Origin of the sequence: Dokdonella sp. (genome assembly GCF_019634775.1) — a bacterium.
In the GTDB taxonomy this organism is placed as follows: Bacteria; Pseudomonadota; Gammaproteobacteria; order Xanthomonadales; family Rhodanobacteraceae; genus Dokdonella.
The window spans coordinates 1,101,277-1,125,116 of record NZ_JAHCAS010000001.1 but is presented as its reverse complement, the minus strand read 5'-3'; the positions used below and the strand labels follow the sequence as shown (position 1 = coordinate 1,125,116).

The following is a 23,840-nucleotide window of genomic DNA, read 5'->3' as shown; positions in this document are numbered from 1 at the left end:
TGCAACCGAAACAGCATCGCCCCTGAAGGGGCTCCTGCCGGAAGCGATGGATCCCTCCACAAAAACAAAGGCGGGCCGAGGCCCGCCTTTGTCTTAGCAACGATGAATCCGGATCAACCGCGACCGCGGCGCGAGCGGAACTCGTCGAGATTGCGGTCGACCGCGTCGAGCAGCGGATCGACGGCTTCCTGAGCCTTTTCCGCTGCGTTGAGCGTGGTGAAGTTGACCTGCTCGGCTCCGCTCGACCACAGCGTGCTGCCGTCGGAGACGCGGTAGGCCTTCACACCCATCTGCACGGTGTACAGGGTCGAGGCCTGGCCGTAGTAGGTCATCACCTGCGAGCCGACCGGCTTGGCATGCACGTACACCACCGCGTCGGCGCGACCGTGCATCGAGCGCAGGTTCGGCTGGCTGCCATTGCCAAGGTTGGCTTCGATGACGCGGAAGCCGCGACGCTGCAGTAGATTCACGATGGCATCGCGCGCCGGATCGGCGATGACATCGTCACCGGCGGCAGCCACGGCAATCGTCGGAACGCGCGGCGCCGCTGGCGGCGTCTGCTTCTTCGGCGGCGTGACGACGGCGATCTGCGGTGCATCGGCTTCGGCGGCACGCGCGGCCGGCAGGTCACGCAAGGCTTCGACATCGGCTTGCGAGGCGCGCGGGCCCGGGCCATCGGCCAGGGCATCGCCCTGCGACGAAGCAGCGGATGTCTGCGCCAGCGAGTCGGCAGGCTGTGTCGTCGGCAGGGCATCGCCGTTCGTGGCGGCTACGCCCTGCGCGTCGGATGCCGACTGCGAGGGTGCGGGGGTCGAGTCGGCCACGAGTGTCGCCGGCGTCGTGCCGGACGCGGCCTGCTGGACCGGCGCCAGCGTCGCGGTCGGCTCCGCCGGCGGCAGGGACGGCGTGCCGCCTGCTCCGCCGGCGCCGAAGCCGAGACGATCACGGAACGCCCACGCGCCACCGGCCAGGCAGACCACGAGTGCGGCGGCGATCGCCAGCGGCAGGGCAGCACTGCGCCGCGGCGCCTGCGCCGAACGCTCCAGTACGGATTGACGCTCGAACCCGGACGCAACGCCAGGCGCAGTCTGCGCGGACGGCTGATAGGCCGGCGGGATCGGTTGGGCGGACGGCGTGATGCGCGTGTTCGCCATCGGCGCGGCCGGCGTCACCGGCACGCTGGAGAGCGGCCGCTGCGCCGACACCGGCGTACGTCCACCAACCACGGTCGCCGCCGCGGCCGAGACCTTCGGCACGAGCGTGATCGGACCACCCTTGGCAACGAAGGGATGCTCGGCAAGATCGGCCGCCAGCTCGTGGCAGCTCTGGTAACGGTCGTCCGGCTCCTTGGCGATCATCTTCGAGAGGATCCACGAGATCTTCTCGTCGACGTCGGCATTGAGCTCGCGCACATCCGGAATCTCCGCGCGCACGACCTCGAGCATGAGACCGAGCGGCGACTCGTCGGTGAAGGGCATGCGCCCGGCCAGCATCTCGAACAGCACGATGCCGAGCGAGAAGATGTCCGACCGCTGATCGACCGTGCGACCGAGACAGACCTCGGGCGAAAGGTAACCCGGCGTGCCGACGAACTCGCCGGTCGAGGTCAGCTTCTTGGACAGATCCTGGTTGGACAGGGCGATGCCGAAGTCGGCGATCTTGACCGCACCGCGGCTCGAGATCATCAGGTTGCCGGGTTTGATGTCGCGGTGGATCACACCCTTGTCGTGCGCGGTCGCGAGGCCGAGCGCGGTCTGGTAGACGATCTTCGCGGCCGAAGCCACCGGAACCTTGTGCTCGCGCTTGAGTAGGCTGCCGAGCGATTCGCCCTCGACGAACTCCATGACGAAGTAGGTCTGCCCCTCGTCCTCGCCGATGAAGTAGATCTGGATGATGTGGGGATCGTTGAGCGCGGCCATGCTGCGCGCCTCGCGCAGGAAACGCTCCTTCACGCCCTCGTCGTGGGCAAGCGAATCGGCCAGCACCTTGATCGCGACGTAGCGATTGAGCGAGGACTCATGGCCCTTGTAGACCACGCCCATGCCGCCGCGACCCAGCTCGGCGACGATGTCATAGTGACCCAGACGCGTCTTCATCGTTACTCCAGGGCGCCAAGCGCCGGTTGTGAAGTGATTCGTGTTGGGGATGCTAGCACCGCACCTTGCGGGGGTACGTACAGTGCTTCGCAGCGCGAAGGCCGCATTGCTCACATGGCAACCGTGAAGCAGTTGGCATTCTACGGAGGTGCATGCGGCTCGGGGTCAATGTTCCGGCGCTGGCGGGCGTCCGTTCATGTGGCGTTGCACAAGCGAGCCGTCCTCCCGACACCGCAGCAATGAACCCGGATGCAGGCGAGTCCCGCCCGCCCCCAGATCGGCTGATGTCGTGGGGCGAAACCGTCCAGCACCAGGGTCATGGGGATGCGCCACGGCGCAGGGATTCGACGCTCGCCGCCACACCATGGCTCGCCGGCGGCATGCGTGCAGCGGCTTCAGCGCTCGTCGACGCCGAGTGCGCGATAGGGCCAGTAGCCCGGTGGATGCAGCGCGGGAGGCGACGTGGACGGCGCGACCGCTTCGCCGCGCTTTCGCGCGAGCCAATGGTCGGCGCGTTCGATGACGAGCCAGTCGGAACGGAACGGCTGCACGAGTTCGGCGTGGCGGATGTCGTCGGCGCTCAGGCTGCGGACGTAGTGGATCACGCGGCCGTCCGGGTGCGCGGCGGCCCAATCGTCGCCCTGGCCGGGCAGGAAGGCCGCGATCGGCCGCTCGAGGCGGCCGAGGAAGCAGAACTGGTTGTGGTAGATGTCGAGGTGGGCGAGCGGCACGCCGGCGCGTTCGAGGGCGCCCAGGTGGCGGGCGGCGGGGGTGAGGTCGAAACGCGGCCACAGGGTCTGCGCGAACAGCATGTAGATCAGGGCGGTGGCGAGGATCGACACCGACGACACGCGGCGCAATGCAGCTTCGTCGTCACGCGCGGGCAGCAGCAGCGTGGCGCCGAGGACGAAGCCGGCGAGCGCGAACAGCGGGCTGGCGGCGGCGAGATCGATGTACCAGATGGATTCGACGCGCCCTGCCGCAACCGCCTGCGGCAGGCAAAGCAATGCCGTCGCGCCACTGACGAGGACGAGACCGAGCCAGGCGCTGCCGGGGATCCGCGACGCGCGCCGGTCGCGGCGCGCGAGCGACGCGACGCCGGCCGCAAGCACCATCGCACCACCAGCCGCTTCGGGCAGCAGGTAGTAGGCCTGCTTGCCGCTGACCAGTGCGAACGCGACGAACACCGGCACGAGCCAGCAAGCAAGGAAACGCCAGCCGACACCGCGCTCCGTCCGCATGAACTGCCAGGCCGCCTGCCAGGCACGTGGCCACAGTATCCAGGGCAGGGCCAGCACCGGCAGCATGGACAGGTACCACCACCACGGCCGCGCATGGTCGAAGCTGTCGACCATGCGGCCGGCGGTCTGCATGAAGAACAGCTCGTTGCGATAAGCCTCTCCTCCCGCTTGAGCGGCAGCGAAGGCCCAGGCGAGCAGCACGATGCAGCCGAAGACGATGGCGAGGCCACCGCCGAGATACCAGTGCCGGCGCTCGCTCGCTGCCCAGGGATGCCAGAGCGGCCCGAGCAGAAACGGACAGGCGACGTGCAGCAGCATGACCGGCCCCTTGCTCATGAGGCCTGCGCCGACAGCGACAGCAAACCATGCAAACGCCGGGCGCTGTCCGGCGTCGCGTCCGACCAGTGCATTGAGCGCGCCGAGTACGCAGACGCACAACAGCAGCTCGTACATGATCTGCAACGCAAACAGGAATGCATAGCAGAACGCGGCAAGCAGCCACGGCACGAGCCGCGCCACTGACGACTGGTCCGGCCACAGCACGCGCGCGAGCCGGCGCGCGAGCAACAGTGTGGTCAGACCCAGACAGACCTCGAGCAGGCGCGGCCAGACATCACCGACACCTGCGACCGCCCAGCCGGCATGGATCAGCCAGAACAGCAGCGGCACCTTGTGGCTGTACGGCTCGCCATTGCTGTACGGCACGAGGAACTGACCGCCGCTCCACATTTCCCAGGCCACCCCGAGCGTGCGCGTGGAGTACAGCGGCATCAGACCAGTCGAGAAGATCGCGACCAGCATGGCGAGTGTCCACAGCGGCAGCCAGGCCTGATCGCGCAGCCAGACGCCTGTGGCGGAGCGTGGCGTCACAGCCAGCCTCGGACCACTCATCAGTCGGCGTCCGCGTCGGCAAGCCGACGCCAGCGCGCGTAACGCATGCGCCCTTGCAGCTTGCGCCAGAGGTTCATCGGCTTCGGCGCGAGCCGGCCGAGGTCGCCGGCGAGCAACGCATCGGTCGCCGCCAGCACGCGCGCGCCGGATCGGCCGTCGCGCCACGGGTGGATGTCAGCCGAATACGCGGCAATGCTCGCCCGCAGTTGCGCCGAAGGTGCGAAGGCGTCGGCGAGCGCCTCATCGAGTCGTGCCGGATCGGCAATGTCGATCATGTGTGGCTTCGGCACGCGGTTGCGGAAGGTCACCACCGGTTTGCCCTGCACGATGAATTCCGACACGACCGATGAGGTGTCGGAAACCAGCACGTCGGCGGCGCGCATCATCGACACAAGGTGGGTGGCATCGAGGAAACGCGCATTGGGGCCTTCGAGTGCTCGATACTTCGCGAACAGGGCGGGATCCGACTTCGGGTGCAGGGTCAGCAGCCAGTAGCGGTCTCCGCGTGCGACTTGGCGCGTGATCTCGGTCAGCAGGGAACGCGCCGAGGTCAGTTCCTCCGTGAAGGTCGCCGCATACATCACCACCGCACGCCCATCGACCGGGCGCAGAGACTGCTCCGCTGCATCGATGAACAAGGGGTCGAGTTTCGGCCAGCCGGTTTCGACCACGGCGAAGTGTCGGCGCTGCGCGGCCAGCTCACGGAACGGCACGGTCGTCGCCGGTCCCTGCGTGCAATAGAGGTCGTACACACTGCGGATCCGGAAGTGCCCGCGTTCGGGCGCGCGCTTTTCGACGTTGAAACCGTGGAAAACCTGCACTTTCGCGCCTGGAAAGAAATGCGGCACCCAGTTGTTGGCGGAGAACACCGCGTCCGGTCCGAATGCGCGCACGGCATGCACGTCGGCGAGGCGGCGTTCATCGTCGCGCAGCCATGGCAGCAACTGTGCGGAGACGAACCAGGCTGCCTCGTCGCCACGCGCCCGGATCGCCGTGGCCAAGGGCCGCAGGATCGGCAGCGAATAGAGCTCGGAGGCAAACAGGAGATAGCGCCGCATAGGCTTCCACAAGGCCCAGCCACAAGCAGCCGGCGCTGGACAAAGTCGAAGCATGGCAACAAGGAATGCCCCGATCAATCCCTGCCGCAGCCAGCCAAGCACGACGATGCGGGTCAAGCACCTGCACGCGGCTTCGATGTCACAAACCCCGAGGCAGCCGTGGCCTGATTCGTCACCCGCGTCAGTCCGGTTCCAGCGGCAGGCGCAGGCGGAACTCGGCTCCGCCGCCGTTGCGGTTCTCGGCACGCACGCTGCCGCCGTGTTCCTCGGCAATCTTCTTGACCACGGCAAGGCCAAGCCCGGTGCCGCGCGCCTTGCTGGTCGTGTACGGCTCGAACCAACGTTCGCCGAAGCCTTCCGGCAGGCCGGGCCCGTTGTCGGCAACGCAGAGCTCGACCCAGGCGCCGTCGGCGTCGCGCTCGATCCGCGTCGATACCTGGATTTGCGGCTTGCGTTCCTCGCCGATCGCCTCGAGCGCGTTCTTGAGCAGGTTGTGCAGGGCCTGGCGCAAACGTACCGGATCGGCCTTGACCAGCAGTTCGCCCTCGGCGAGATGGCGGGTCAGGGCGAGCCGCTGGTCATTCGCATACAGGTCGAGCACCTCACCGAGCAGCGCGTGCAGGGCGATCGGTCGCGCATTGAGTTGCGGCGGACGCGCATAGTCGCCAAACGCATTCACCATGGTCTTGAGCGCTTCGACCTGGCTGACGATGGTATGCGTGGCACGGTCGAGCAATTCGCTGTCGTCGGCGGCCAGACGGCCGATGAAACGTCGACGCAGGCGCTCCGCAGCGAGTTGGATCGGAGTCAGTGGATTCTTGACCTCGTGGGCGAGGCGCCGCGCGACCTCGCCCCAGGCGGCATCGCGCTGCGCGCTGTTGAGCACGGTGAGGTCGTCGAACACGGCGACGAAGCCCCCCTCGGCCGGCAGTGCGGCACCCCGCAGCATCAGTACGCGACGACCCTCGGCGGCCTCGACGACGATTTCCTCGCGCCATTCGCGCAGGCCTTCGCGCATGTGCCGCGCCAACGGATCGACGATCGCGGCGAGCTCGGGACGTTCGCGCCGAATATCGACAAGGCTGCGACCGATCCAGTTCGACAACGGCAGGCCGAGGATCGCCTCACCGGCGCGGTTGGCGATGCGCAATGCACCGCTGCGGTCGAAGCCGAGCACGCCGGCGGACAGGCGTTCGAGCACGGCGCCGAGCCAGGCGCGCTGGGTTTCGATCTCTTGTGCGCTGCGCTGCGCGCGCGTGCCGGCCAGCTCGAGTTCGCGCGTCATCTGGTTGAACGAGTTGACGAGGTAGCCGAGCTCGTCGTTGCTGGCCACCGGCAGCGGCGTGTCGTAGCGGCCTGCGCCGACCGCGCGCGTGGCGTGCACGAGGCGGCCGACCGGAGCGAGCAGGCGGCGCGCGACGCCGAACGCGGCGAGCAGGGCGAACAGCACCGACAGCAGCAGCACGAAGGTCAGGATCATCGCGAAGGTGAGCTTCAGCGAACCGCGCAGGTACTTCAGGCGCTGGAAGTCGAAGGTCGCGTCCTCGATGCGTCGGGTCAGTGGCTGCAGGCGCTCGGGCAGTGGATACAGGCCCTGCAACAGGCGCCTGCCGGTCGCCGTCGCGCCCTCGCCGACCGGAATGACCACGCGCAGCAGCAGGCTGTCGCCGACCGGCTCGGCGGCGACGTAGCGGCCGTCGCTGCTGAGGCGGATCAGCGTCGTCGCGTCCGGATACTCGGGGTCGAGGTAGCGCGGATCGGAACTGGCCATGGCCAGCACGCGGCGGTCGGCGTCGAACACGGTGAGCTGGGTCGCGGCGAGCGCTTCGACCTCGCGGTCGAGCGTGGCCTGCATGTCGCGGTCGAACACGCTGACGAGTTCGCTGGCCAGTTCGTGCGTGCCGTTCTCGGCGCGGCGCAGGTGTTCGTCGATGACGATGCGGCCGATCTCGAGCGAGTCGTCGAGTGCGCGTTCGAGATTGACGTCGAACCAGCTGTCCACGGTGGCATTGAGGAAGCGCACGGCGAAGCCGTACACAACCACCACCGGCGGTACCGCGAGCAGCACGAGCACGATCAGCAGGCGCCGACTCAGGCGCGCACCGGGTGCGCCGCGGCCGAGGTCGCGGCGCAACCGCCACAGACGCTGGCCGATCAGGGCGATCAGCAGGACCAGGGCCAGTGCCGCCGCGCCGAGGACCCAGGCGTAGGCGTCGACATAGCGGGTTGCGCCACCCGCCGCGTCCTCGGCGAGTTTCAGCGACGCGGCGAGCAGGGCCAGCACCGCGAGGGCCGGCAGCACGCGGCGCAGCAGCAGGTTCAGCCAGCCGCGACGGTCCATGCGTACTCCGGGGCGACGAGTCGCCAGGCGGGTTCGAGGATCGCCGGCAGGCGCAGCGGGCCCGGCAGCGCACCATGGTCGAGGCCGACGCGCACGCGCACGCGCGTGCCGGCCGGAAGTTTGGCGAAGGCGTCCGGCAACGGCATGCGCACTGCGCCGAGCGCGTCGAACAGCGAGCCATAGGCCGAGAAGCTGCGCACCGCCCCGCCATCCGCTTCACGCAACTGGTAGCGGCGAGTCAGTGGGAAATAGCGCAGTTCGAGGGCGAGGCGCTGCGGCGGCGCGGCGCGACCGGCGGCCTCGACCTCGATGCCGAGGGTGAGCGGGATGCCGTGTTCGAGCGCATCGCTCATCGGCCCGTTGAGCTGGCAATCGATGTCCAGATCGAGCTGGGTACCGTCGGCGACGTCGACGATACGCGCTTGGCGCACGACGAGCTGACCCGGGATCTGGTGGCTCAACTGGTCGCAGCCGATCAGCGCGAAGACCGCGCCGAGGCTAGCCGCCAATCTTGTCCATGCGCGCATAGTAGAAACCATCGCTGTCGCCGCTGCCGGGCAGGTTCTGCCGTCCGCTTCCGGCCGAAAGGCCGAACGAGGGCGGCACCGCGACCGGCTTCGCATCGGCATGCGTATCGAGGAATCGACCCACCACCGCCTCGTTCTCGGCACGCAGCACCGAACAGGTCGCGTAGACGAGGCGCCCACCGGGCGCGAGCATAGGCCAGAGTGCGGCCATCAGTCTGCCCTGGGTGGCTGCCAGCACGGCAATGTCACTGCGACGTCGGTGCAGCTTGATGTCGGGCTGGCGACGGATGATGCCGGTCGCCGAGCACGGCGCATCGACGAGGATGCGCTCGAACAAGCGCCCATCCCACCAGTCGGCCGGCTGTGCGGCATCGCCGTGGCACACGTCGGCGGCTAGGCCGAGCCGGGCGAGGTTCTCACGTACGCGTGGCAGGCGCCCGGCATCGGCGTCGAGCGCGACCAGCTCGATGCGTGCGCGCTCCAGCATGTGAGCACTCTTGCCGCCCGGCGCCGCACAGGCATCGAGCACGCGCTGGCCGTCGGCCAGGTCGAGCAGGTCGACCACGCGCTGGGCGGCGCCATCCTGCACCGAGAACAGGCCTTCGGCGTAGCCTGGCAGTCGGCTCACGTCGGCACTCTCGCTCAGCACCAGCGCGTCGGCAAGATCGTCCGGAGCCTGCACCGCGATACCCGCGCCACTCAATCGCTCGGCCAGCGCAGCGCGCGTGCCGCGGCGGCGATTGGTGCGCAACACCAGCGGCGCCGCGCGGTTGTTCGCGGCCAGGATCGATTCGAATGCGTCGGGCCAGTCGCTGGCGAGTGCATCGACCAGCCAGCGCGGATGGGCGTGGCGGGTGACGACATCGGCATCGAGTTCTGCGAGCAGGGCCGTGCGCTCGCGCACGAAGCGCCGCAACACGGCATTGACGAGGCCGGTGTGACGCGGCTGGCCGAGTACACGCGTGGCATCGACGCAGGCGGCAACGACCGCGTAGTCCGGCATGCCAAGCACATCGATCTGGATGAAGCCGAGCACGAGCAGTGCGCGGATCTCGCGTGCATTCGGCGGCAGCGGCCGCTCCATGAGTCGGGCAAGCACGGCATCGTGGCGCAACCACCAGCGCGCACCGCCGTGCAACAGCGCCGACAGCAGGGCACGGTCACGCGGATCGGCGATGCGTGCCGCGCGCGCATCGAAAGCGACGCGCAGCGACTGACCGCCGAACACGATGCGGGCCAGCGCACGCGCGGCTTCGGCGCGCAGGGTGGCGCCGGCCTGGGCATGATTCATGTGGCGCGCGCACCGACAACGAGGGAGGGTCGCGCATTGAGCCAGTCGCGCGCCGCCATGCGCCGGCCGCCGTCGCGCTGGATTTCGACCAGGCGCAACACGCCGTCTCCAGTGGCGATATCGATGCCGTCCGCGCTGAGGGCGACGATCTCGCCGGGCACGTGGCCCTCGGCGCCCGCCAGCACGCGCGTCGCCCACACGCGCAGGCGCTCGCCATCGAGCATGGTCTCGGCGACCGGCCACGGGTCGAAGGCGCGCACCAGGCGTTCGATGGCGATCGCCGGCTGCGTCCAGTCGATGCGTGCCTCGGCCTTGTCGAGCTTGCGCGCGTAGACGACGCCGTCCTCGGCCTGGGTGACGGCAGGCATCGGCTCGCCGCGCACGAGGCGCGCCAATCCCTCACCGATCAGCTCGGCGCCGAGTGCGGACAGGCGGTCGTGCAGTCGTCCACCGGTGTCGTCGGCGGCGATCGGCGTGCGCCGCTCGAGCAGCACCGGCCCGGTGTCGAGGCCTGCTTCCATCAGCATGAGATCGACGCCGGTCTCGGCGTCGCCCGCAAGGATCGCGCGCTGGATCGGCGCTGCACCACGCCAGCGCGGCAGCAGCGAAGCGTGCACGTTCCAGCAGCCGTGGCGCGGCAAGGTGAGCACGGCCTTGGGCAGGATCAGGCCGTAGGCGACCACGACGAGCAGATCAGGCGCCCAGGCAGCGAGGCGCGCACGCGCCTCGGCGCTGCGCAGGGATTCGGGCTGCTCGATCGCGATGCCGGCGGCGAGCGCTGCCTGCTTGACCGGGCTGGCGACGAGCTTGCGGCCGCGGCCGGCGGCACGATCGGGCTGGGTATAGGCCACAACGAGGTCGACACCGTCAGCCGCTCGGCAGGCTTCGAGGCAGGGCACGGCGAACTCCGGCGTCCCCGCAAACGCCACGCGGACCGGCATGGCCATGCGGATCAGACGCCTACGGCAGCCGGCTCGGCGTTGCGCCGCTGCTTGGCCAGCTTCTTGCGCACCAACTCACGCTTGAGCGGCGACAGATAGTCGACGAACAATTTGCCGAGCAAGTGATCCATCTCATGCTGGATGCAAACCGCGAGCAGACCATCGGCCTCGATCGTCACCGGCTTGCCGTCGACGTCCTGCGCCTCGACGCGGATGCGCTCGGCGCGCTCGACGTCGGCGAAGATGCCAGGCACCGACAGACAGCCCTCCTGGTAGACCTGTTTGCCCTCGCTCTGCACGATGCGCGGGTTGATCACCACCAGTGGCGCATTCTTCTCCTCGGACACGTCAAGCACGAGGAGCTGCCTGTGCACGTCGATCTGGGTCGCGGCCAGGCCAATGCCCGGCGCCTCGTACATCGTTTCGAACATGTCGGCGACCAGCCGTTTCAGGTCGGCATCGAACACGGTGACCGGCTGCGCCTTGGTGCGCAGTCGCGGATCGGGGAACTCGACGATCTCTCTGATGGCCATGGCGGTATCCGGACGGCGGCGGGCGGCGCGGGCCCGCATCCGAGATGGGGCTGCAACAGGCCTGCGGCAAGCGCGCAGGGGGAGCGGATTCTACGCACTCCCCGCCTGAGCGGCGAATGCGCCGGCCGCCTGTCCCGGGAACGGCCCGATCCGCCCCGGCGGGCCAGGATGTGACCGACGGCCGATTTCGGGACACCGGTCATTCTCCCCCATTAAAGTTTCCTATACACTGGCGAAGCCTTTGGGGAATCAGGGTATTGGCAGCCATGCTTAAAAAACTACTTTCGCTTTCGGCGGGGGTGCTGCTCACGCTGTCCGTGTATGCCGCGACCCAGTGGGCGGGAGGAGCGCCGAACCGCTATGTCGTGAAGAAGGGCGACACGCTGTGGGACATCTCGGCAAAGTTCCTCGCCAAGCCCTGGCACTGGCCGGAGATCTGGCAGCTCAATCCGCAAGTCCGAAACCCACACCTCATCTATCCCGGTGACGAACTGGTCATCTCGGGCAACGGCGTGACCCACGGCGAAGGCTCGTTCGGCCCCCACGCCCGCGCGACCTCGCTCGAAGACGCGGTCAAGCCGATTCCGCTGTCGCTCATCAAGCAATACCTCAAGAACGCCCGCGTGGTCGGCGAGAATGAGCTGAACGGCGCTCCACACGTCGTCGCCATTGAGGAGAATCGACTGCGCGGCGCGAGCGGACAGCTCGTGTACATCCGTGGCCTTGATGCTGCCGTCGGCGACAAGTTTGCCGTGGTGCGCCCGAGCGGGCGCTACTACGACATGCCGCCCAAGGACGAGGGCCAGACCCGCGAGGTATACCGCCAGCCGCGCGACGGCCGCGACGGCCGCGCCAGCCTGCTCTGGCGACATGGTCCGCACGAGTGGTCGTTCCAGGGCCGGGTGCGCTTCCTCGGCTACGAGGTACTCGAGTTCGGCACCATCCAGGTCACGCGCAGCGGCGACCCGGCCTCGGCCCTGGTCACCGACTCGGAGTTCGAGGTCAAGGAAGGCGACTACGTCCTGCCGCTCGACCCGAAGCCGTACGACGACCAGTTCGTGCCGCACCCGCCCGCATCGGCGCCCGACAACATGCGTGTCATCGCCTTCACCGACGCGCTCAACGCGGTCGGCGCCTACCAGGTCGTCGCCCTCTCGCGCGGCAGTGCCGACGGCGTCGACAACGGCACGACCTATTCGATCTACACCGACGGCGAAGTCGTCCACGATGACACCGATTACCCGAAGGGCAAGATGCGCGCATTCCTCAATCCGCGCGACTCCAAGGTCAAGCTGCCGCCCGAGTTCATCGGTCATGTCATGGTGTTCCGCACCTTCGAGCGCGTCAGCTACGCCCTCGTCATGGACAGCGTTCGCCCGGTCCACCGCGGCGATTTTGCGCACGATCCCGATTCGACGCCCTGAACAGACCGACACCTGAAACTTGAACGGCGCGGCCCACCAGGACCGCGCCGTTTTCATTTGCTGCGCAGGCTCCCGGGAAGGCCCGCAGCGCGGCGTGCGCGGCTCGTCCAGGCAACCTGCCTGCACTTCGCCACGCCCACCCCGCTGCGAACCTTGCGAATGCCATGACGCCATTGCGGGATTGATCGGAGCATCCCTAGACTCGCACCCATGGAAACCCCCGACGGCAATCTGGATGCCTGGCTGGTTTTGCTGCGCGCACCCGCGCTTGGAACGGCCGCCCTGCGCACTCTCGTCACGCAGCACGGCAGCGCAGGCAACGCGCTGGCCACGCTGCGCGGTGGCGGTGCTGTCGGCCTTGCCGACGAGACGCGCGCCTGGCTTGACGCGCCGGACGAGGCGCGCCTTGCCGCCGACCGCGAGTGGCTGGCCGACGAAACCCATCATCTGATCGGCTGGGACGACCCCGACTATCCGTCCCTGCTGCGCGAAATCGGCGGTGCTCCCGCTGCCCTGTTCGTCGCCGGCGACGCCAGCCTGCTGTGGCTGCCACAGGTCGCGGTCGTCGGCAGCCGCGCGGCCAGCGAACACGGACTCGCGATCGCGCGCCGCTTCACGCGTGCCTTGGCCGGCGCCGGCTTCGCGATCACCAGCGGCATGGCCGACGGCATCGACGGCAGCGCACACGCGGCCACGCTTGACGTCGGCGGAAGCACGATCGCCGTGCTCGGCACCGGCCCCGATCTCGTCTATCCGCGCAAGCACCGCGCGCTGGCCGCACGCATCGCCGCCGGAGGCGCCTTGGTCAGCGAGTTCCCGCCCGGCACGACCGCACGGCCCGAGCACTTCCCGCAGCGCAACCGCATCATTTCGGGATTGTCGCTCGGCACGCTCGTGATCGAAGCGGGGCTCGCCTCCGGTTCGCTGATCACCGCACGATGCGCAAGCGAACAGGGGCGGGAGGTGTTCGCCGTACCCGGTTCGGTCAACAACCCGCTCGCACGCGGCTGCCACCAGCTCATCCGCGACGGTGCCCGCTTGGTCGAAAGTGCCGCGGAAATCATCGAGGAGCTGGGCCCGCATGCGGCGGCGGCGGGCACGCGCCTGCGCGCCCGCTTGGCATTGCTGCCGGAGCTCGAACCCACGTCGATGCGCGCCGACCCACAGGGCCGCGATGGCGACTACGCGGCATTGCTGGCCGCCCTGGAATCCGAGCCGGTTGCGCTCGACGTGCTCGCCGAGCGCACCGGACTTGGCGTGGCCGCGCTGTCTTCGATGCTGCTCGTGCTTGAGCTGGAGGGTGAGGTGCTGGCCGCGCGCGGCGGCCTGTACGCCCGGCACCCGGGTTGAAGGGGCAAGCCCCCGTACTATCCCCGGCACCGTCATGGGCTATAGTCCGCGCCCCTCAGGAGGCCTGACCGGCCCCTAGCTTGACAGCCGGCGAAGGCCTGTGCCTTCCTGAATAATGAAGCCTTCTCCGCATTCCTGACCGGTTGCCTCGCGGCGCCACGCATCCATCGGCGGCAAGGACCGCAACATGGCCAAGAATCTGCTCATCGTCGAATCGCCGGCCAAGGCGAAAACGATCAACAAGTACCTCGGCAAGGATTTCCAGGTCCTCGCCTCCTATGGCCATGTGCGCGACCTCGTGCCGAAGGAAGGCGCGGTCGATCCCGACCACCACTTCCGCATGAACTACGAGGTCATCGAGCGCAACGAGAAACACGTCGACGCGATCGCCAAGGCGGCGAAGGCCGCCGACTCGCTGTATCTCGCCACCGACCTCGACCGTGAAGGCGAGGCGATCTCCTGGCACATCGCGGAGATCCTCAAGGCCCGCAGGCTGCTCGACGGCAAGCAGGTTCACCGGGTCGTGTTCAGTGAAATCACTCCGCGCGCCATCAAGGAAGCGGTCGCCCATCCGCGCCAGCTCTCGATGGACCTGGTCAATGCCCAGCAGGCACGCCGCGCACTCGACTACCTGGTCGGCTTCAATCTCTCACCGGTACTCTGGCGCAAGGTACAACGGGGCCTCTCGGCTGGACGCGTGCAGTCGCCGGCGCTGCGCATGATCGTCGAGCGCGAGGAGGAGATCGAGGCATTCAAGGCGCGCGAGTATTGGACCATCGAGGCCGATTGCGCACATCCAGACCAGCGTTTCAGCGCACGCCTGACGCGACTGCGTGGCAAGAAGTTCGAGCAGTTCGATCTCGGCAACGGCGACGATGCCGAAGCCGCGCGCAGCGCGCTGGAAAAGGCTGCGCTCAGCCGTCTGGTCGTCGCCAACATCGAATCCAAGGAACGCAAACGCAGGCCAGCGCCACCGTTCACGACCTCGACCCTGCAGCAAGAGGCCGCGCGCAAGCTCGGCTTCTCGACCAGCCGCACCATGAAGGTCGCCCAGGGCCTCTACGAAGGCGTCGCTCTCGGCGACGGCGGTGTGGTCGGCCTCATCACCTACATGCGCACCGACGCGGTGTCGCTGTCCGCCGAGGCGATCCACGAACTGCGCGCGGTCATTGCCGCCGACTTCGGCGGCAAGTCCCTGCCCGAGACGCCGCACTATTACCGCAACAAGTCGAAGAACGCCCAGGAAGCGCACGAGGCGATCCGCCCGACCTCGGCCTCGCTGCGTCCGCGCGACGTCGCCGCCTTCCTCAACGACGAGCAACGCAAGCTCTACGAACTGATCTGGAAGCGTACGGTCGCCTGCCAGATGCAACATGCGACCCTCAACACGGTCAGTGTCGATCTCGATCCCGGCATGGATTCGATGTTCCGCGCCAGCGGCACCACGGTCGTCGATCCGGGCTTCCTGGCCGTCTACGAGGAAGGACGCGACCAGAAGAGCGCCGATGACGACGACGATGGCCGCAAGCTGCCAGCGATGAAGATCGGCGAGGCCGTGCCACTCGCCGCCATCGTCGCCGATCAACACTTCACCGAGCCGCCGCCGCGCTATTCCGAAGCGAGCCTGGTCAAGGCCCTCGAGGAATACGGCATCGGCCGCCCGTCGACCTACGCCAGCATCATCCAGGTGCTGCTCAACCGCGAGTATGTGGTTCTCGACAGCCGTCGTTTCCGTCCAACCGATGTCGGTCGTGCGGTCGGCAAGTTCCTGTCCGGGCATTTCGCCCAGTACGTCGACTACGACTTCACCGCAAGACTCGAAGACGAGCTCGACGCGGTCAGCCGCGGCGAGGAGGACTGGATACCCCTGCTCGAGAAGTTCTGGAAGCCGTTCAAGGCGACCGTCGACGACAAGAGCGAGTCCGTCGACCGCTCCGAGGCGACCGGCGCGCGCGAACTCGGCGCCGATCCGAAAACCGGCAAGCCCGTGCAGGTGCGGCTCGGCCGCTACGGGCCGTTCGCACAGATCGGCACCAAGGACGACGAGGACAAGCCGAAATTCGCCTCGTTGCGACCAGGCCAGAGCATGCACACGATCACCCTCGACGAGGCGCTCGAGTTGTTCAAGCTGCCGCGCACGCTCGGTCAGGCCGCCGACGGCGAGGAGATCACGGTCGGCATCGGTCGCTTCGGACCATTCGTCAAGCACGGCGCGATGTATGCCTCGCTGAAACCCGATGATGATCCGTACACCATCGAGCTGCCCCGCGCGCTCGAACTCATGCGCGAGAAGATCGAGCTGATCGCCAATCGCACGATCCGCGATTTCGGCAACGGCATCCAGGTGCTCAACGGCCGCTACGGCCCCTACATCACCGATGGCGACAAGAACGCGCGTATTCCGAAGGACCGGGAGCCGCGCGACCTGAGTGAAGCCGAATGCGTCGAACTGCTCGCCGCCGCACCGAACCGCCCGAAGCGCGGCGGTCGTTTCGGCAAGGCGAAGGCGGCCAAGGAAACACCTGCCAAGCCGGTTGCGAAGAAGCCGGTTGCGAAGAAGCCGGTTGCGAAGAAGCCGGCGGCGAAGAAGCCGGCGGCGAAGAAGGCCGCCGCCACGAAGAAGGCGCCGGCCAAGAAAGCGGCGACGCGGAAGACGCCGGCAAGGAAAGCCGCACCCTGAGTCCATCGCCAACCGCAGCACCACAGCGCAACGCGAATGACCGATACCGACGACATCCCCACCGCGGCCGCGGCATTGCGTCGAGGGGGTGTCGTTGCCTGGCCCACCGAAGCCGTGTTCGGCCTTGGCTGCGATCCAAGCAACCGGGTCGCGGTCGCCCGGCTGTTCGCGCTCAAGCAACGGCCACCGACGCAAGGGATGTTGCTGGTTGGTGGGGAGTTCGCCCAGATCGTCCCGTACATCGATCCCGCCACGCCGCGCGAAGCGCTCGAACGCGCGCTGGCGAGCTGGCCCGGCCCACAGACCTGGGTCTTCCCGCGCGCACCCGGTGTGCCGGAATGGATCGCGGGCGACCATCCCGGCATCGCCCTGCGAGTGACCGCGCATCCGACTGCCGCCGCGTTGTGCGCCGCCTTCGGCGGCGCCCTCGTCTCGACCAGCGCGAACCGCCACGGCGAAGCCCCGGCCCGCTGCGCCGAAGCGGTGCGTCTGGCCTTCGGGTACGACATCGATGCCCTCGTCGACGGCGCACTCGGAGGACTTGAGCGACCCACGCCGATCCGCGACGCTATCAGTGGTGCGTTGTTGCGACGCTAAGGGTGCTCAGAACGATCGCCAGGGGAGAAGCGTGTCCGCATACCTCGATCCATTTGATGGGCGACGCGCGCATGCGCTTTGCGGCGCGGCCGATCGCGTAATCGCCTGGCGCGACGGCGTGCCGGTCACGCTGGCGCGCTTCCTCGCCGACGTCGAGGCGATCGCACGACATCTGCCGGTAGCCGTCCATGCGGTCAACCTGTGCGAAGACCGCTATGCCTTCATCGCCGCGTTCTGCGCCGTGGCCGCGCGCGGCCAGACCAACCTGTTGCCGCCGTCGCGCGCCCCCCGGGCGATCGATCAGGTCATGGCGATCGATGCACAGGCTTACGCCGTGGGCGATGCGGCGCTTGAGCCGGCGCCGGCACGCTATCTGCGCATTCCGAACCACGCATTCACGAACGTGGGCGGTGCCGATCGGCGCAGCCTTGATATCGATCCTCAGCAGATCGTCGCGATCGGATTCACCTCGGGCAGTACCGGACAGCCGAAGGCGAACACCAAGCGCTGGCGGGATTTCGAAATCGGCACGCGCCACAATGCTCAGCTGCTGATGCGGACGATCGGCCTCAGCGAGGGCGAGGTCGCTTCGATCGTCGCCACCGTGCCAGCGCAGCACATGTACGGCATCGAGATGTCGGTGCTGCTGCCGCTGCTCGGGCCGTTTGCCGTGCACGCCGGCAAGCCTTTCTTCCCGGCCGACATCGCCGCCGCACTCGCGCAGACGCCGTCTCCGCGCGTGCTGGTGACGACACCGATCCACCTGCGCAACCTGCTCCTGGCGGACACGCCGCTGCCCGATGTCGCGGCAATCGTTTCAGCTACCGCGCCACTTGCGGCCGACATTGCTGCGCTTGCCGAGCAGCGTTTCGCCGCACCGGTCATCGAGCTGTTCGGATCCACCGAGACCTGTGTGATAGCCCATCGGCGCAGCGCGAGCGAGGATGCGTGGCGCATTTATGACGGCGTGACGTTGCGCCCGCAGCCCGACGGCACCCTCGTCGAGGCTGACCACATCGCCCACCCGGTGGTCTTGCAGGACGTGATCGAACTGCTGCCCGAGCAACGCTTTGCGCTGCGTGGACGCAATGCCGACCTGCTCGAGATCGCTGGCAAGCGTGCCTCGCTCGGCGACCTCACGCGACGCCTGCTCGCCGTGCCCGGCGTGGACGACGGCGTGGTCTTTCAGCTCGACGAGTGCGAAGCAGGCGTGCGGCGCATCGCCGCGCTGGTCGTCGCACCGTCACGCAACGTGGTCGACATTCTCGATGCCCTGCGTCGGCAGGTCGACCCGGTGTTCCTCCCGCGGCCACTACGCAGGATCGAGCGCCTGCCGCGCAACGAAACCGGCAAGCTGCCGCGCGCGGCGCTGTTGGCGGCGCTGACGGGAGCATCGGACGACTAACCCGGCCCGGCGGCGGCTGAGCAGCTTGGGTGAAAAATGACTCTCGCCCTGATGCCCTTTCTGCAGGGGCGGGGTGGAGGACGTGTCGCGGCTGAATCCGCGTCGGAGTGCTGATTTGCGGCGGTTCCATGCGTTCGGCATGGATTGCGCAAATAAAAGCCCCGAGGGCCAGGGGGAGCCCTCGGGGCGCGGGGTCGAAAACCGGTCTGGGGAGGGACCGATTCCCGGAGGATCCTGCCAGGGAGGTGGCGGGGATCCGGGGGTGCCGTTGCGTACACCCGAATGATCAGACGCGGTCCGGCACCAGAAAGTTTCACGGCGTTCGTCCGGTTCGCTGCCCGATTTAGCTTTGGTTCACCTCAAGCCGCCGAAAGACCGTCTCAGTGCGCTTCGTCCCAATTGGCGCCGACACCGATGTCGACCACCAGCGGTACCGTCAGTTCAGCCGCCGCGGCCATGCGTGCACGAATGCCGGCGCGGATCTCGTCGACGTGGTCGGCATGTACTTCGAACACAAGTTCGTCGTGCACCTGCATGAGCATGCGTGCCCTTGCCTGCTGGTCGAGCAGCCAGGCGTCGACCTCGATCATCGCGCGCTTGATGATGTCGGCCGCCGTGCCCTGCATGGGCGCATTGATCGCAGCGCGTTCGGCACCGGCGCGTTGCGCGGCATTGCGTGAATCTATGTAGTCGAGATGCAGGCGCCGTCCGAACACGGTTTCGACATAGCCGTCGCGATGCGCCTGCTCGCGTACCCGCTCCATGAACTCACGCACGCCCGGATAGCGCTGGAAGTAGCGGGCAATGTAGTCCTGCGCCTCGTTGCGACCGATGTCGAGCTGGCGGGCGAGGCCGAATGCGCCCATGCCGTACATGAGTCCAAAGTTGATCGCCTTGGCCGCGCGGCGCTGGTTCACGTCAACCTGCTCGAGCGGCACGCCGAACACCTCGGCGGCGGTGGCGCGATGGATGTCCTGGTTGCCGTGGAACGCCGCAAGCAGGCTTGCATCACCGGAAAGGTGGGCCATGATGCGCAGTTCGATCTGTGAATAGTCGGCAGCGAGCACCTTCCAGCCGGGCGGAGCAATGAATGCGCGGCGGATACGTCGCCCCTCCTCGGTGCGCACCGGGATGTTCTGCAGGTTCGGATCGGCCGACGACAGGCGCCCGGTCGCCGCGGTCGCCTGGTGATAGCTCGTGTGCACGCGCCCGGTCTGCGGGTTGACGATTTCGGCAAGTTTTTCGGTGTAGGTCGAACGCAGCTTGGCAAGGCCGCGATAGTCGAGGATCACGCGCGGCAGTTCGTGCTCGTGCGCGATCGCCTCCAGCGCCTCCTCGTTGGTCGACGGCTGCCCTGTCGGCGTCTTCAACACGACTGGCAGTTTCAATTCATCGAACAACAGGGCCTGCAATTGTTTCGGCGAGTCGAGACTGAAGGCATGACCAGCCAACTCGTGGGCGCGCTCGGTCAATGCGTGCATGCGTTTGCCGAGCTCGTTGCTCTGCGTGCGCAGCGCGCCCGAATCGATGAGCACGCCACGCTGCTCCATGCGTGCGAGCACCGGCACGAGCGGAACCTCGATCGTCTCGTACACCGCGAGCAGGCTGGCGGTTGCCGCGAGCCGCGGATGCAGGGTCTGGTGCAGACGCAGGGTGATGTCGGCATCCTCGGCCGCGTAGCGGGTCGCCGTGCCAAGGTCGACCTGGGAGAATGGAATCTGTCTGGCGCCCTTGCCAGCGACTTCCTCGTAGCGGACCGTGTCATAGCCGAGATGGCGCTTGGCCAGCGTGTCCATGTCGTGACGCGAAGCCGTCGAGTTGAGCACGTAGGATTCCAGCATCGTGTCATGGGCGACACCGCGCATCTCGATGCCGACGCGCGAAAACACATTGAGGTCGTACTTTAGGTGCTGGCCGAGCTTTGGCCTGGTCGCGTCCTCGAGCAGCGGCTTCAGCTGATCGAGCACGTGCGCACGGTCAAGCTGTGTCGGCGCACCGGGATAGTCATGGCCGAGCGGCACGTAGGCCGCATGGCCGACCTCGACTGCAAACGACACTCCGACGATATCGGCACGCATAGGATCGAGCGAAGTCGTTTCGGTATCGATCGCGACGAGCGGCGCAGTGCGCAGCCTTTCCAGCCAGACGGCGAAGCGGCCTTCATCACGGACGCACTCGTACTCGCCGTTTTGCGCCGGCGGGATGGGCACGCTTGGTGCTGGTTTCGCCGCCACCGCCGGCGCGGTGGTCGCCACCGCCTCCTCCGACCGATTGGTCGTTCGGTCCAGCTCCTTCAGCGCAGCATTGAATTCGTAGCGTCGATAGAGCTCGCGCAGGGCATCGACGTCCGGTGCACGCAGCGAGAGGTCGGCTGGACCGACGTCGAGCGAGACATCGGTCTTGATGGTGACCAGTTCGCGCGACAGCGGCAGGTGCGGCAAGGCCGCGCGCAGGTTCTCGCCGATCTTGCCGCCAATCTGTCCTGCCGCGGCGATCACGCCGTCAAGAGAGTCGTGCTCGGCCAACCACTTGGCTGCTGTCTTCGGCCCGCACTTGGCGACACCCGGTACGTTGTCGATCGAATCGCCGGTAAGCGCCAGGAAGTCTACGATGCGTTCGGGTGGCACGCCGAACCTGGCGATCACCCCGTCGCGGTCGGTTGCGGAGTTGGTCATCGTATTGACCAGCGTGATCCGCTCGGAGACGAGCTGGGCGAAGTCCTTGTCCCCGGTCGAGATGACGACCTCAATCCCCTGCGCTTCGGCCTGGCGCGCCAACGTGCCGATCACGTCGTCGGCTTCGACACCGGCGACGCGCAGGATCGGAAACCCGAGCGCGCCGACGATCGCCAGCATCGGCTCGACCTGCACCTTGAGTTCCTCGGGTGTCGCTGCTCGCGTGGCCTTGTATGCAGGGTACATCGCATCGCGGAACGTCGGTCCGGGCGCATCGACGACAAAAGCGACGTAGGTCGGTTTCTCCTTCAACGTCGAGCGCAACATGTTGACCACGCCGAACAACGCACCAGTCGGTTCGCCGCCGGCGTTGGTCAGCGGTGGCAGCGCATGGTAGGCGCGGAACAGGTACGACGAACCGTCGATGAGGACGAGGCGTGGGCGCAGCGGCGACATGGAACACCTGCTCGGCGGCGGGCGGGCAGCTTCGCGCGCGACCACGGCAAATGCAAACGCGACTTGTGTCGGGCCGCGCCCCTGCCGATGTCGATGTGATGCAGTTCCTCCCCGGAACGTGAACCCGGGCGCCCGCTCATGCCGCTCGAGCGCTTACACTCCCGCTTTCGGTGTCACGCGGGTTCCCATGGCCGAGCCGGTCGAGCATGAAGTCACCCGACTCATCGAGGCCTGGCGTGGTGGGGACGAGGCTGCGCGGGAGCTGCTCATCGAACGCGTCTACATGAACGTGCGCTCGATAGCGGCGCAGTCACTGCGGCGCATGCCGAATGCCACCCTGAGCGCGACCGATCTGGCCCATGAGGCGTTGATCCGCATGCTCGGCGCGCAGGGCGACTGGGAGAATCGCAAGCACTTCTTCCATGTGGCTGCGCAGGCGACACGTCAGGTCCTCGTGGATGCTGCGCGCAAACGTCTTGCCGACAAACGTGGCGGTGGCGCGGAGCGCGTCATGCTCGACGACGTGCTCAATCTCGCTGATCCCGCCGCCGATTCCGACCTGCTGCGCATCGATTCCGCCTTGCGTCAGCTCTCGACGACGGATGCCCGGCGTGCCCAGATGGTGGAACTCGTCTACTTTGGCGGTTTGAGTCGGTCCGAAGTCGCCAGCGCGCTCTCGGTTTCCGAAGGTACGGTCGACCGCGATTTGCGGCTGGCCCGAGCTTGGCTCAAGACCGCACTGGACTCCTGAAACGGCGCGCCATCAGAGCGACGCTACCCCGTGCGGCTGTGGTCCGCGCGCATTCGCGCCAGTTGGCGTAATCTGATACCCACCCCCGGAGGACCGATCATGCGCACGCCCCTGACCCTGCTGCTGCTGGCTTCCCTGACCGTGATTGCCGCGGAACCGAAGTCGGAACCTGAAACGACCCGAGACGGCCTGCCGCCCCCCGCGCTTGAGGACAAAGGTACGGCCACTGCCGCAGCGCGGGTGAATGAGCCACTCGACCTCGACAAACCGGATACACGCCTCGTGCGCGACAAGGCATCGCGTGATCGCGAAAAGGCCATCGCCGAAGCCCGTGCCAAGAGCGACTCGGTGGTCCGTCGCCAGCAAGGCGACGACACGGTCGAGGAATATCGCGAGAAGGGTCGCCTGCGCATGCTGCGCATCATCCCGCGTAGCGGTTCTGAACAGACTTATCTCGACCACAACGGCGACGGCCGCCTCGAACGCCACGCGCTGGATGGCCCGGTCGCGCCGGTGTACTTCACGATCTACCAGTGGAACTGAGCGACCCCGTCATACCCAGTCGCGTGGCACCAGGTAATCGGCGAGTCGCGCTTCGGCCGTGCCAGCCGCAGGCTTGTAGGCGTATTCGAAGCGCACACGCGGCGGCAGGCTCATGAGGATGGACTCGGTACGGCCTCCGGATTGCAGGCCGAACAACGTGCCACGATCATAGACGAGGTTGAACTCGACGTAACGCCCACGCCGGTACAACTGGAACTCGCGTTCGGTATCGCCGTACGCCTCGTCGCGACGAAGCGCCACGATCGGCAGGTAGGCATCGAGGAAGCCATTGCCGACGGCCTGCATGAAAGCGAAGCAGCGCTCGAAGCCCCCTTCGTCGAGGTCGTCGAAGAACAGTCCGCCGACACCTCGCGTCTCGTTGCGGTGCTTGAGGTAGAAATACTCGTCGCACCAGCGCTTGCAGCGCGGGTAGATTTCCTCGCCGAATGGTGCGCACAGGTCGCGGGCGACGCGATGCCAATGCCGGACATCCTCGTCGCGCGGATAGAACGGAGTCAGGTCGAAGCCGCCACCGAACCACCAGACGGGGAGTTCGCCATCGGCTTGCGCCTCGAAGTAGCGCACGTTCATGTGCGTCGTCGGCACATGCGGATTGCGCGGATGGAAGACCAGCGACACACCGAGCGCAGTCCAACTCCGACCTGCGATCTCCGGGCGACGCGCCGAGGCGGCAGGCGGCAGGCGCGGACCGCGAACCCTCGAGAAGCCAATACCGGCCTGCTCGAACACCTGGCCATCCGCCAGCACGCGCGTGCGTCCGCCACCGCCCTCGTCGCGCTGCCAGGCATCCTCGCGAAAACGGGCAGCGCCGTCGGCGACCTCGATGGCCGCGCAGATGCGATCCTGCAAAGCACGCAGGAATCCATCGACGCGTTCGATCTGGCCGGACTGAATCTGCACGAGGCACCTGCTTGGAGTTGGTTGAAACGTCCCGGGAGTCGCCCGCGGGAAGGAGAGCACGGTTGGGATTCTGCGCTTGGCGGGGCGCAATAAAAAACCCCCGCTCGGTCGAGCGGGGG

General features: G+C 67.4%; 17 protein-coding genes. 7 read left to right on the top strand and 10 right to left on the bottom strand.

The window, feature by feature from the left end; all coding sequences use genetic code 11:
- Nucleotides 1-113: 113 nt before the first annotated feature.
- The 8 genes from KF907_RS04815 to def all read right to left on the bottom strand — a co-directional run bounded on the left by KF907_RS04815 (nt 114) and on the right by def (nt 10,919).
- Nucleotides 114-2,096 (bottom strand): serine/threonine-protein kinase, encoded by a 1,983-nt coding sequence (locus KF907_RS04815; RefSeq protein WP_291218728.1) that lies wholly within the window; start codon nt 2,094-2,096, stop codon nt 114-116.
- 395 nt (nt 2,097-2,491) lie between these two features.
- Nucleotides 2,492-4,228, bottom strand: a complete 1,737-nt coding sequence (locus KF907_RS04810; protein WP_291218726.1) for an ArnT family glycosyltransferase — start codon at nt 4,226-4,228, stop codon at nt 2,492-2,494.
- A complete protein-coding gene (locus KF907_RS04805; RefSeq protein ID WP_291218724.1) occupies nt 4,228-5,286 on the bottom strand; it encodes a CDP-glycerol glycerophosphotransferase family protein in 1,059 nt (352 codons plus the stop codon). The genes KF907_RS04810 and KF907_RS04805 overlap by 1 nt, the downstream gene beginning before the upstream one ends.
- Before the next feature lie 181 nt (nt 5,287-5,467).
- Nucleotides 5,468-7,627: a sensor histidine kinase gene (locus KF907_RS04800; RefSeq protein ID WP_291218722.1), complete on the bottom strand. Its 2,160-nt coding sequence runs from the start codon at nt 7,625-7,627 to the stop codon at nt 5,468-5,470.
- Entirely contained in the window at nt 7,606-8,136 is a 531-nt protein-coding gene (locus KF907_RS04795) for a DUF4390 domain-containing protein (protein WP_291218720.1), read from the bottom strand. Before KF907_RS04795 ends, KF907_RS04800 begins: the two co-directional genes overlap by 22 nt.
- Nucleotides 8,126-9,445 carry a 16S rRNA (cytosine(967)-C(5))-methyltransferase RsmB gene (gene rsmB, locus KF907_RS04790; protein WP_291218718.1) on the bottom strand — a complete coding sequence of 440 codons (1,320 nt, stop codon included), beginning with the start codon at nt 9,443-9,445 and terminating at the stop codon, nt 8,126-8,128. The genes KF907_RS04795 and rsmB overlap by 11 nt, the downstream gene beginning before the upstream one ends.
- A complete protein-coding gene (gene fmt, locus KF907_RS04785) occupies nt 9,442-10,392 on the bottom strand; it encodes a methionyl-tRNA formyltransferase (protein WP_291218715.1) in 951 nt (316 codons plus the stop codon). The genes rsmB and fmt overlap by 4 nt, the downstream gene beginning before the upstream one ends.
- A 5-nt stretch (nt 10,393-10,397) precedes the next feature.
- Nucleotides 10,398-10,919 carry a peptide deformylase gene (gene def, locus KF907_RS04780; RefSeq protein WP_291218713.1) on the bottom strand — a complete coding sequence of 174 codons (522 nt, stop codon included), beginning with the start codon at nt 10,917-10,919 and terminating at the stop codon, nt 10,398-10,400.
- A gap of 266 nt (nt 10,920-11,185) precedes the next feature.
- Here def and KF907_RS04775 point away from each other — a divergent pair, with 266 nt between their 5' ends.
- The 5 genes from KF907_RS04775 to KF907_RS04755 all read left to right on the top strand — a co-directional run bounded on the left by KF907_RS04775 (nt 11,186) and on the right by KF907_RS04755 (nt 18,375).
- Entirely contained in the window at nt 11,186-12,343 is a 1,158-nt protein-coding gene (locus tag KF907_RS04775) for a LysM peptidoglycan-binding domain-containing protein (protein ID WP_291218711.1), read from the top strand.
- A 210-nt stretch (nt 12,344-12,553) separates the two neighbouring features.
- Nucleotides 12,554-13,693: a DNA-processing protein DprA gene (dprA, locus tag KF907_RS04770; protein ID WP_291218709.1), complete on the top strand. Its 1,140-nt coding sequence runs from the start codon at nt 12,554-12,556 to the stop codon at nt 13,691-13,693.
- 187 nt (nt 13,694-13,880) lie between these two features.
- On the top strand, nt 13,881-16,373 hold the full coding sequence (locus KF907_RS04765) for a DNA topoisomerase I (RefSeq protein ID WP_291218707.1): 2,493 nt from the start codon (nt 13,881-13,883) through the stop codon (nt 16,371-16,373).
- Between the two features lie 36 nt (nt 16,374-16,409).
- Nucleotides 16,410-16,970 carry an L-threonylcarbamoyladenylate synthase type 1 TsaC gene (tsaC, locus tag KF907_RS04760; protein WP_291218705.1) on the top strand — a complete coding sequence of 187 codons (561 nt, stop codon included), beginning with the start codon at nt 16,410-16,412 and terminating at the stop codon, nt 16,968-16,970.
- A 31-nt stretch (nt 16,971-17,001) separates the two neighbouring features.
- The gene (locus KF907_RS04755; RefSeq protein WP_291218703.1) at nt 17,002-18,375 is read left to right on the top strand and encodes an AMP-binding protein; all 1,374 of its coding nucleotides are present in this window, start codon (nt 17,002-17,004) and stop codon (nt 18,373-18,375) included.
- Nucleotides 18,376-18,755: 380 nt separating this feature from the next.
- Here KF907_RS04755 and polA read toward each other — a convergent pair whose 3' ends face one another.
- Complete coding sequence (gene polA / locus KF907_RS04750) at nt 18,756-21,506, bottom strand: DNA polymerase I (RefSeq protein ID WP_291218700.1); 2,751 nt, start codon at nt 21,504-21,506, stop codon at nt 18,756-18,758.
- Between the two features lie 187 nt (nt 21,507-21,693).
- Here polA and KF907_RS04745 point away from each other — a divergent pair, with 187 nt between their 5' ends.
- Nucleotides 21,694-22,257, top strand: coding sequence for an ECF-type sigma factor (locus KF907_RS04745; protein WP_291218698.1), 564 nt, complete (start codon nt 21,694-21,696; stop codon nt 22,255-22,257).
- Between the two features lie 99 nt (nt 22,258-22,356).
- Nucleotides 22,357-22,800 carry a DUF2782 domain-containing protein gene (locus KF907_RS04740; protein WP_291218697.1) on the top strand — a complete coding sequence of 148 codons (444 nt, stop codon included), beginning with the start codon at nt 22,357-22,359 and terminating at the stop codon, nt 22,798-22,800.
- A 9-nt stretch (nt 22,801-22,809) separates the two neighbouring features.
- Here the strand turns inward: KF907_RS04740 and hemF are convergent, their stop codons facing one another.
- Nucleotides 22,810-23,715: an oxygen-dependent coproporphyrinogen oxidase gene (gene hemF, locus KF907_RS04735; protein ID WP_291220250.1), complete on the bottom strand. Its 906-nt coding sequence runs from the start codon at nt 23,713-23,715 to the stop codon at nt 22,810-22,812.
- Nucleotides 23,716-23,840: the final 125 nt, after the last annotated feature.

Bases quoted from the DNA above. Each gene is read 5' to 3' on its own strand.
- dprA (WP_291218709.1), top strand. From the start codon at position 12,554: ATGGAAACCCCCGACGGCAATCTGGATGCCTGGCTGGTTTTGCTGCGC.
- polA (WP_291218700.1), bottom strand. From the start codon at position 21,506: ATGTCGCCGCTGCGCCCACGCCTCGTCCTCATCGACGGTTCGTCGTAC.
- KF907_RS04810 (WP_291218726.1), bottom strand. From the start codon at position 4,228: ATGAGTGGTCCGAGGCTGGCTGTGACGCCACGCTCCGCCACAGGCGTC.
- tsaC (WP_291218705.1), top strand. From the start codon at position 16,410: ATGACCGATACCGACGACATCCCCACCGCGGCCGCGGCATTGCGTCGA.
- def (WP_291218713.1), bottom strand. From the start codon at position 10,919: ATGGCCATCAGAGAGATCGTCGAGTTCCCCGATCCGCGACTGCGCACC.
- fmt (WP_291218715.1), bottom strand. From the start codon at position 10,392: ATGGCCATGCCGGTCCGCGTGGCGTTTGCGGGGACGCCGGAGTTCGCC.
- KF907_RS04815 (WP_291218728.1), bottom strand. From the start codon at position 2,096: ATGAAGACGCGTCTGGGTCACTATGACATCGTCGCCGAGCTGGGTCGC.
- KF907_RS04805 (WP_291218724.1), bottom strand. From the start codon at position 5,286: ATGCGGCGCTATCTCCTGTTTGCCTCCGAGCTCTATTCGCTGCCGATC.
- KF907_RS04775 (WP_291218711.1), top strand. From the start codon at position 11,186: ATGCTTAAAAAACTACTTTCGCTTTCGGCGGGGGTGCTGCTCACGCTG.
- rsmB (WP_291218718.1), bottom strand. From the start codon at position 9,445: ATGAATCATGCCCAGGCCGGCGCCACCCTGCGCGCCGAAGCCGCGCGT.
- KF907_RS04740 (WP_291218697.1), top strand. From the start codon at position 22,357: ATGCGCACGCCCCTGACCCTGCTGCTGCTGGCTTCCCTGACCGTGATT.
- KF907_RS04800 (WP_291218722.1), bottom strand. From the start codon at position 7,627: ATGGACCGTCGCGGCTGGCTGAACCTGCTGCTGCGCCGCGTGCTGCCG.
- KF907_RS04765 (WP_291218707.1), top strand. From the start codon at position 13,881: ATGGCCAAGAATCTGCTCATCGTCGAATCGCCGGCCAAGGCGAAAACG.
- KF907_RS04745 (WP_291218698.1), top strand. From the start codon at position 21,694: ATGGCCGAGCCGGTCGAGCATGAAGTCACCCGACTCATCGAGGCCTGG.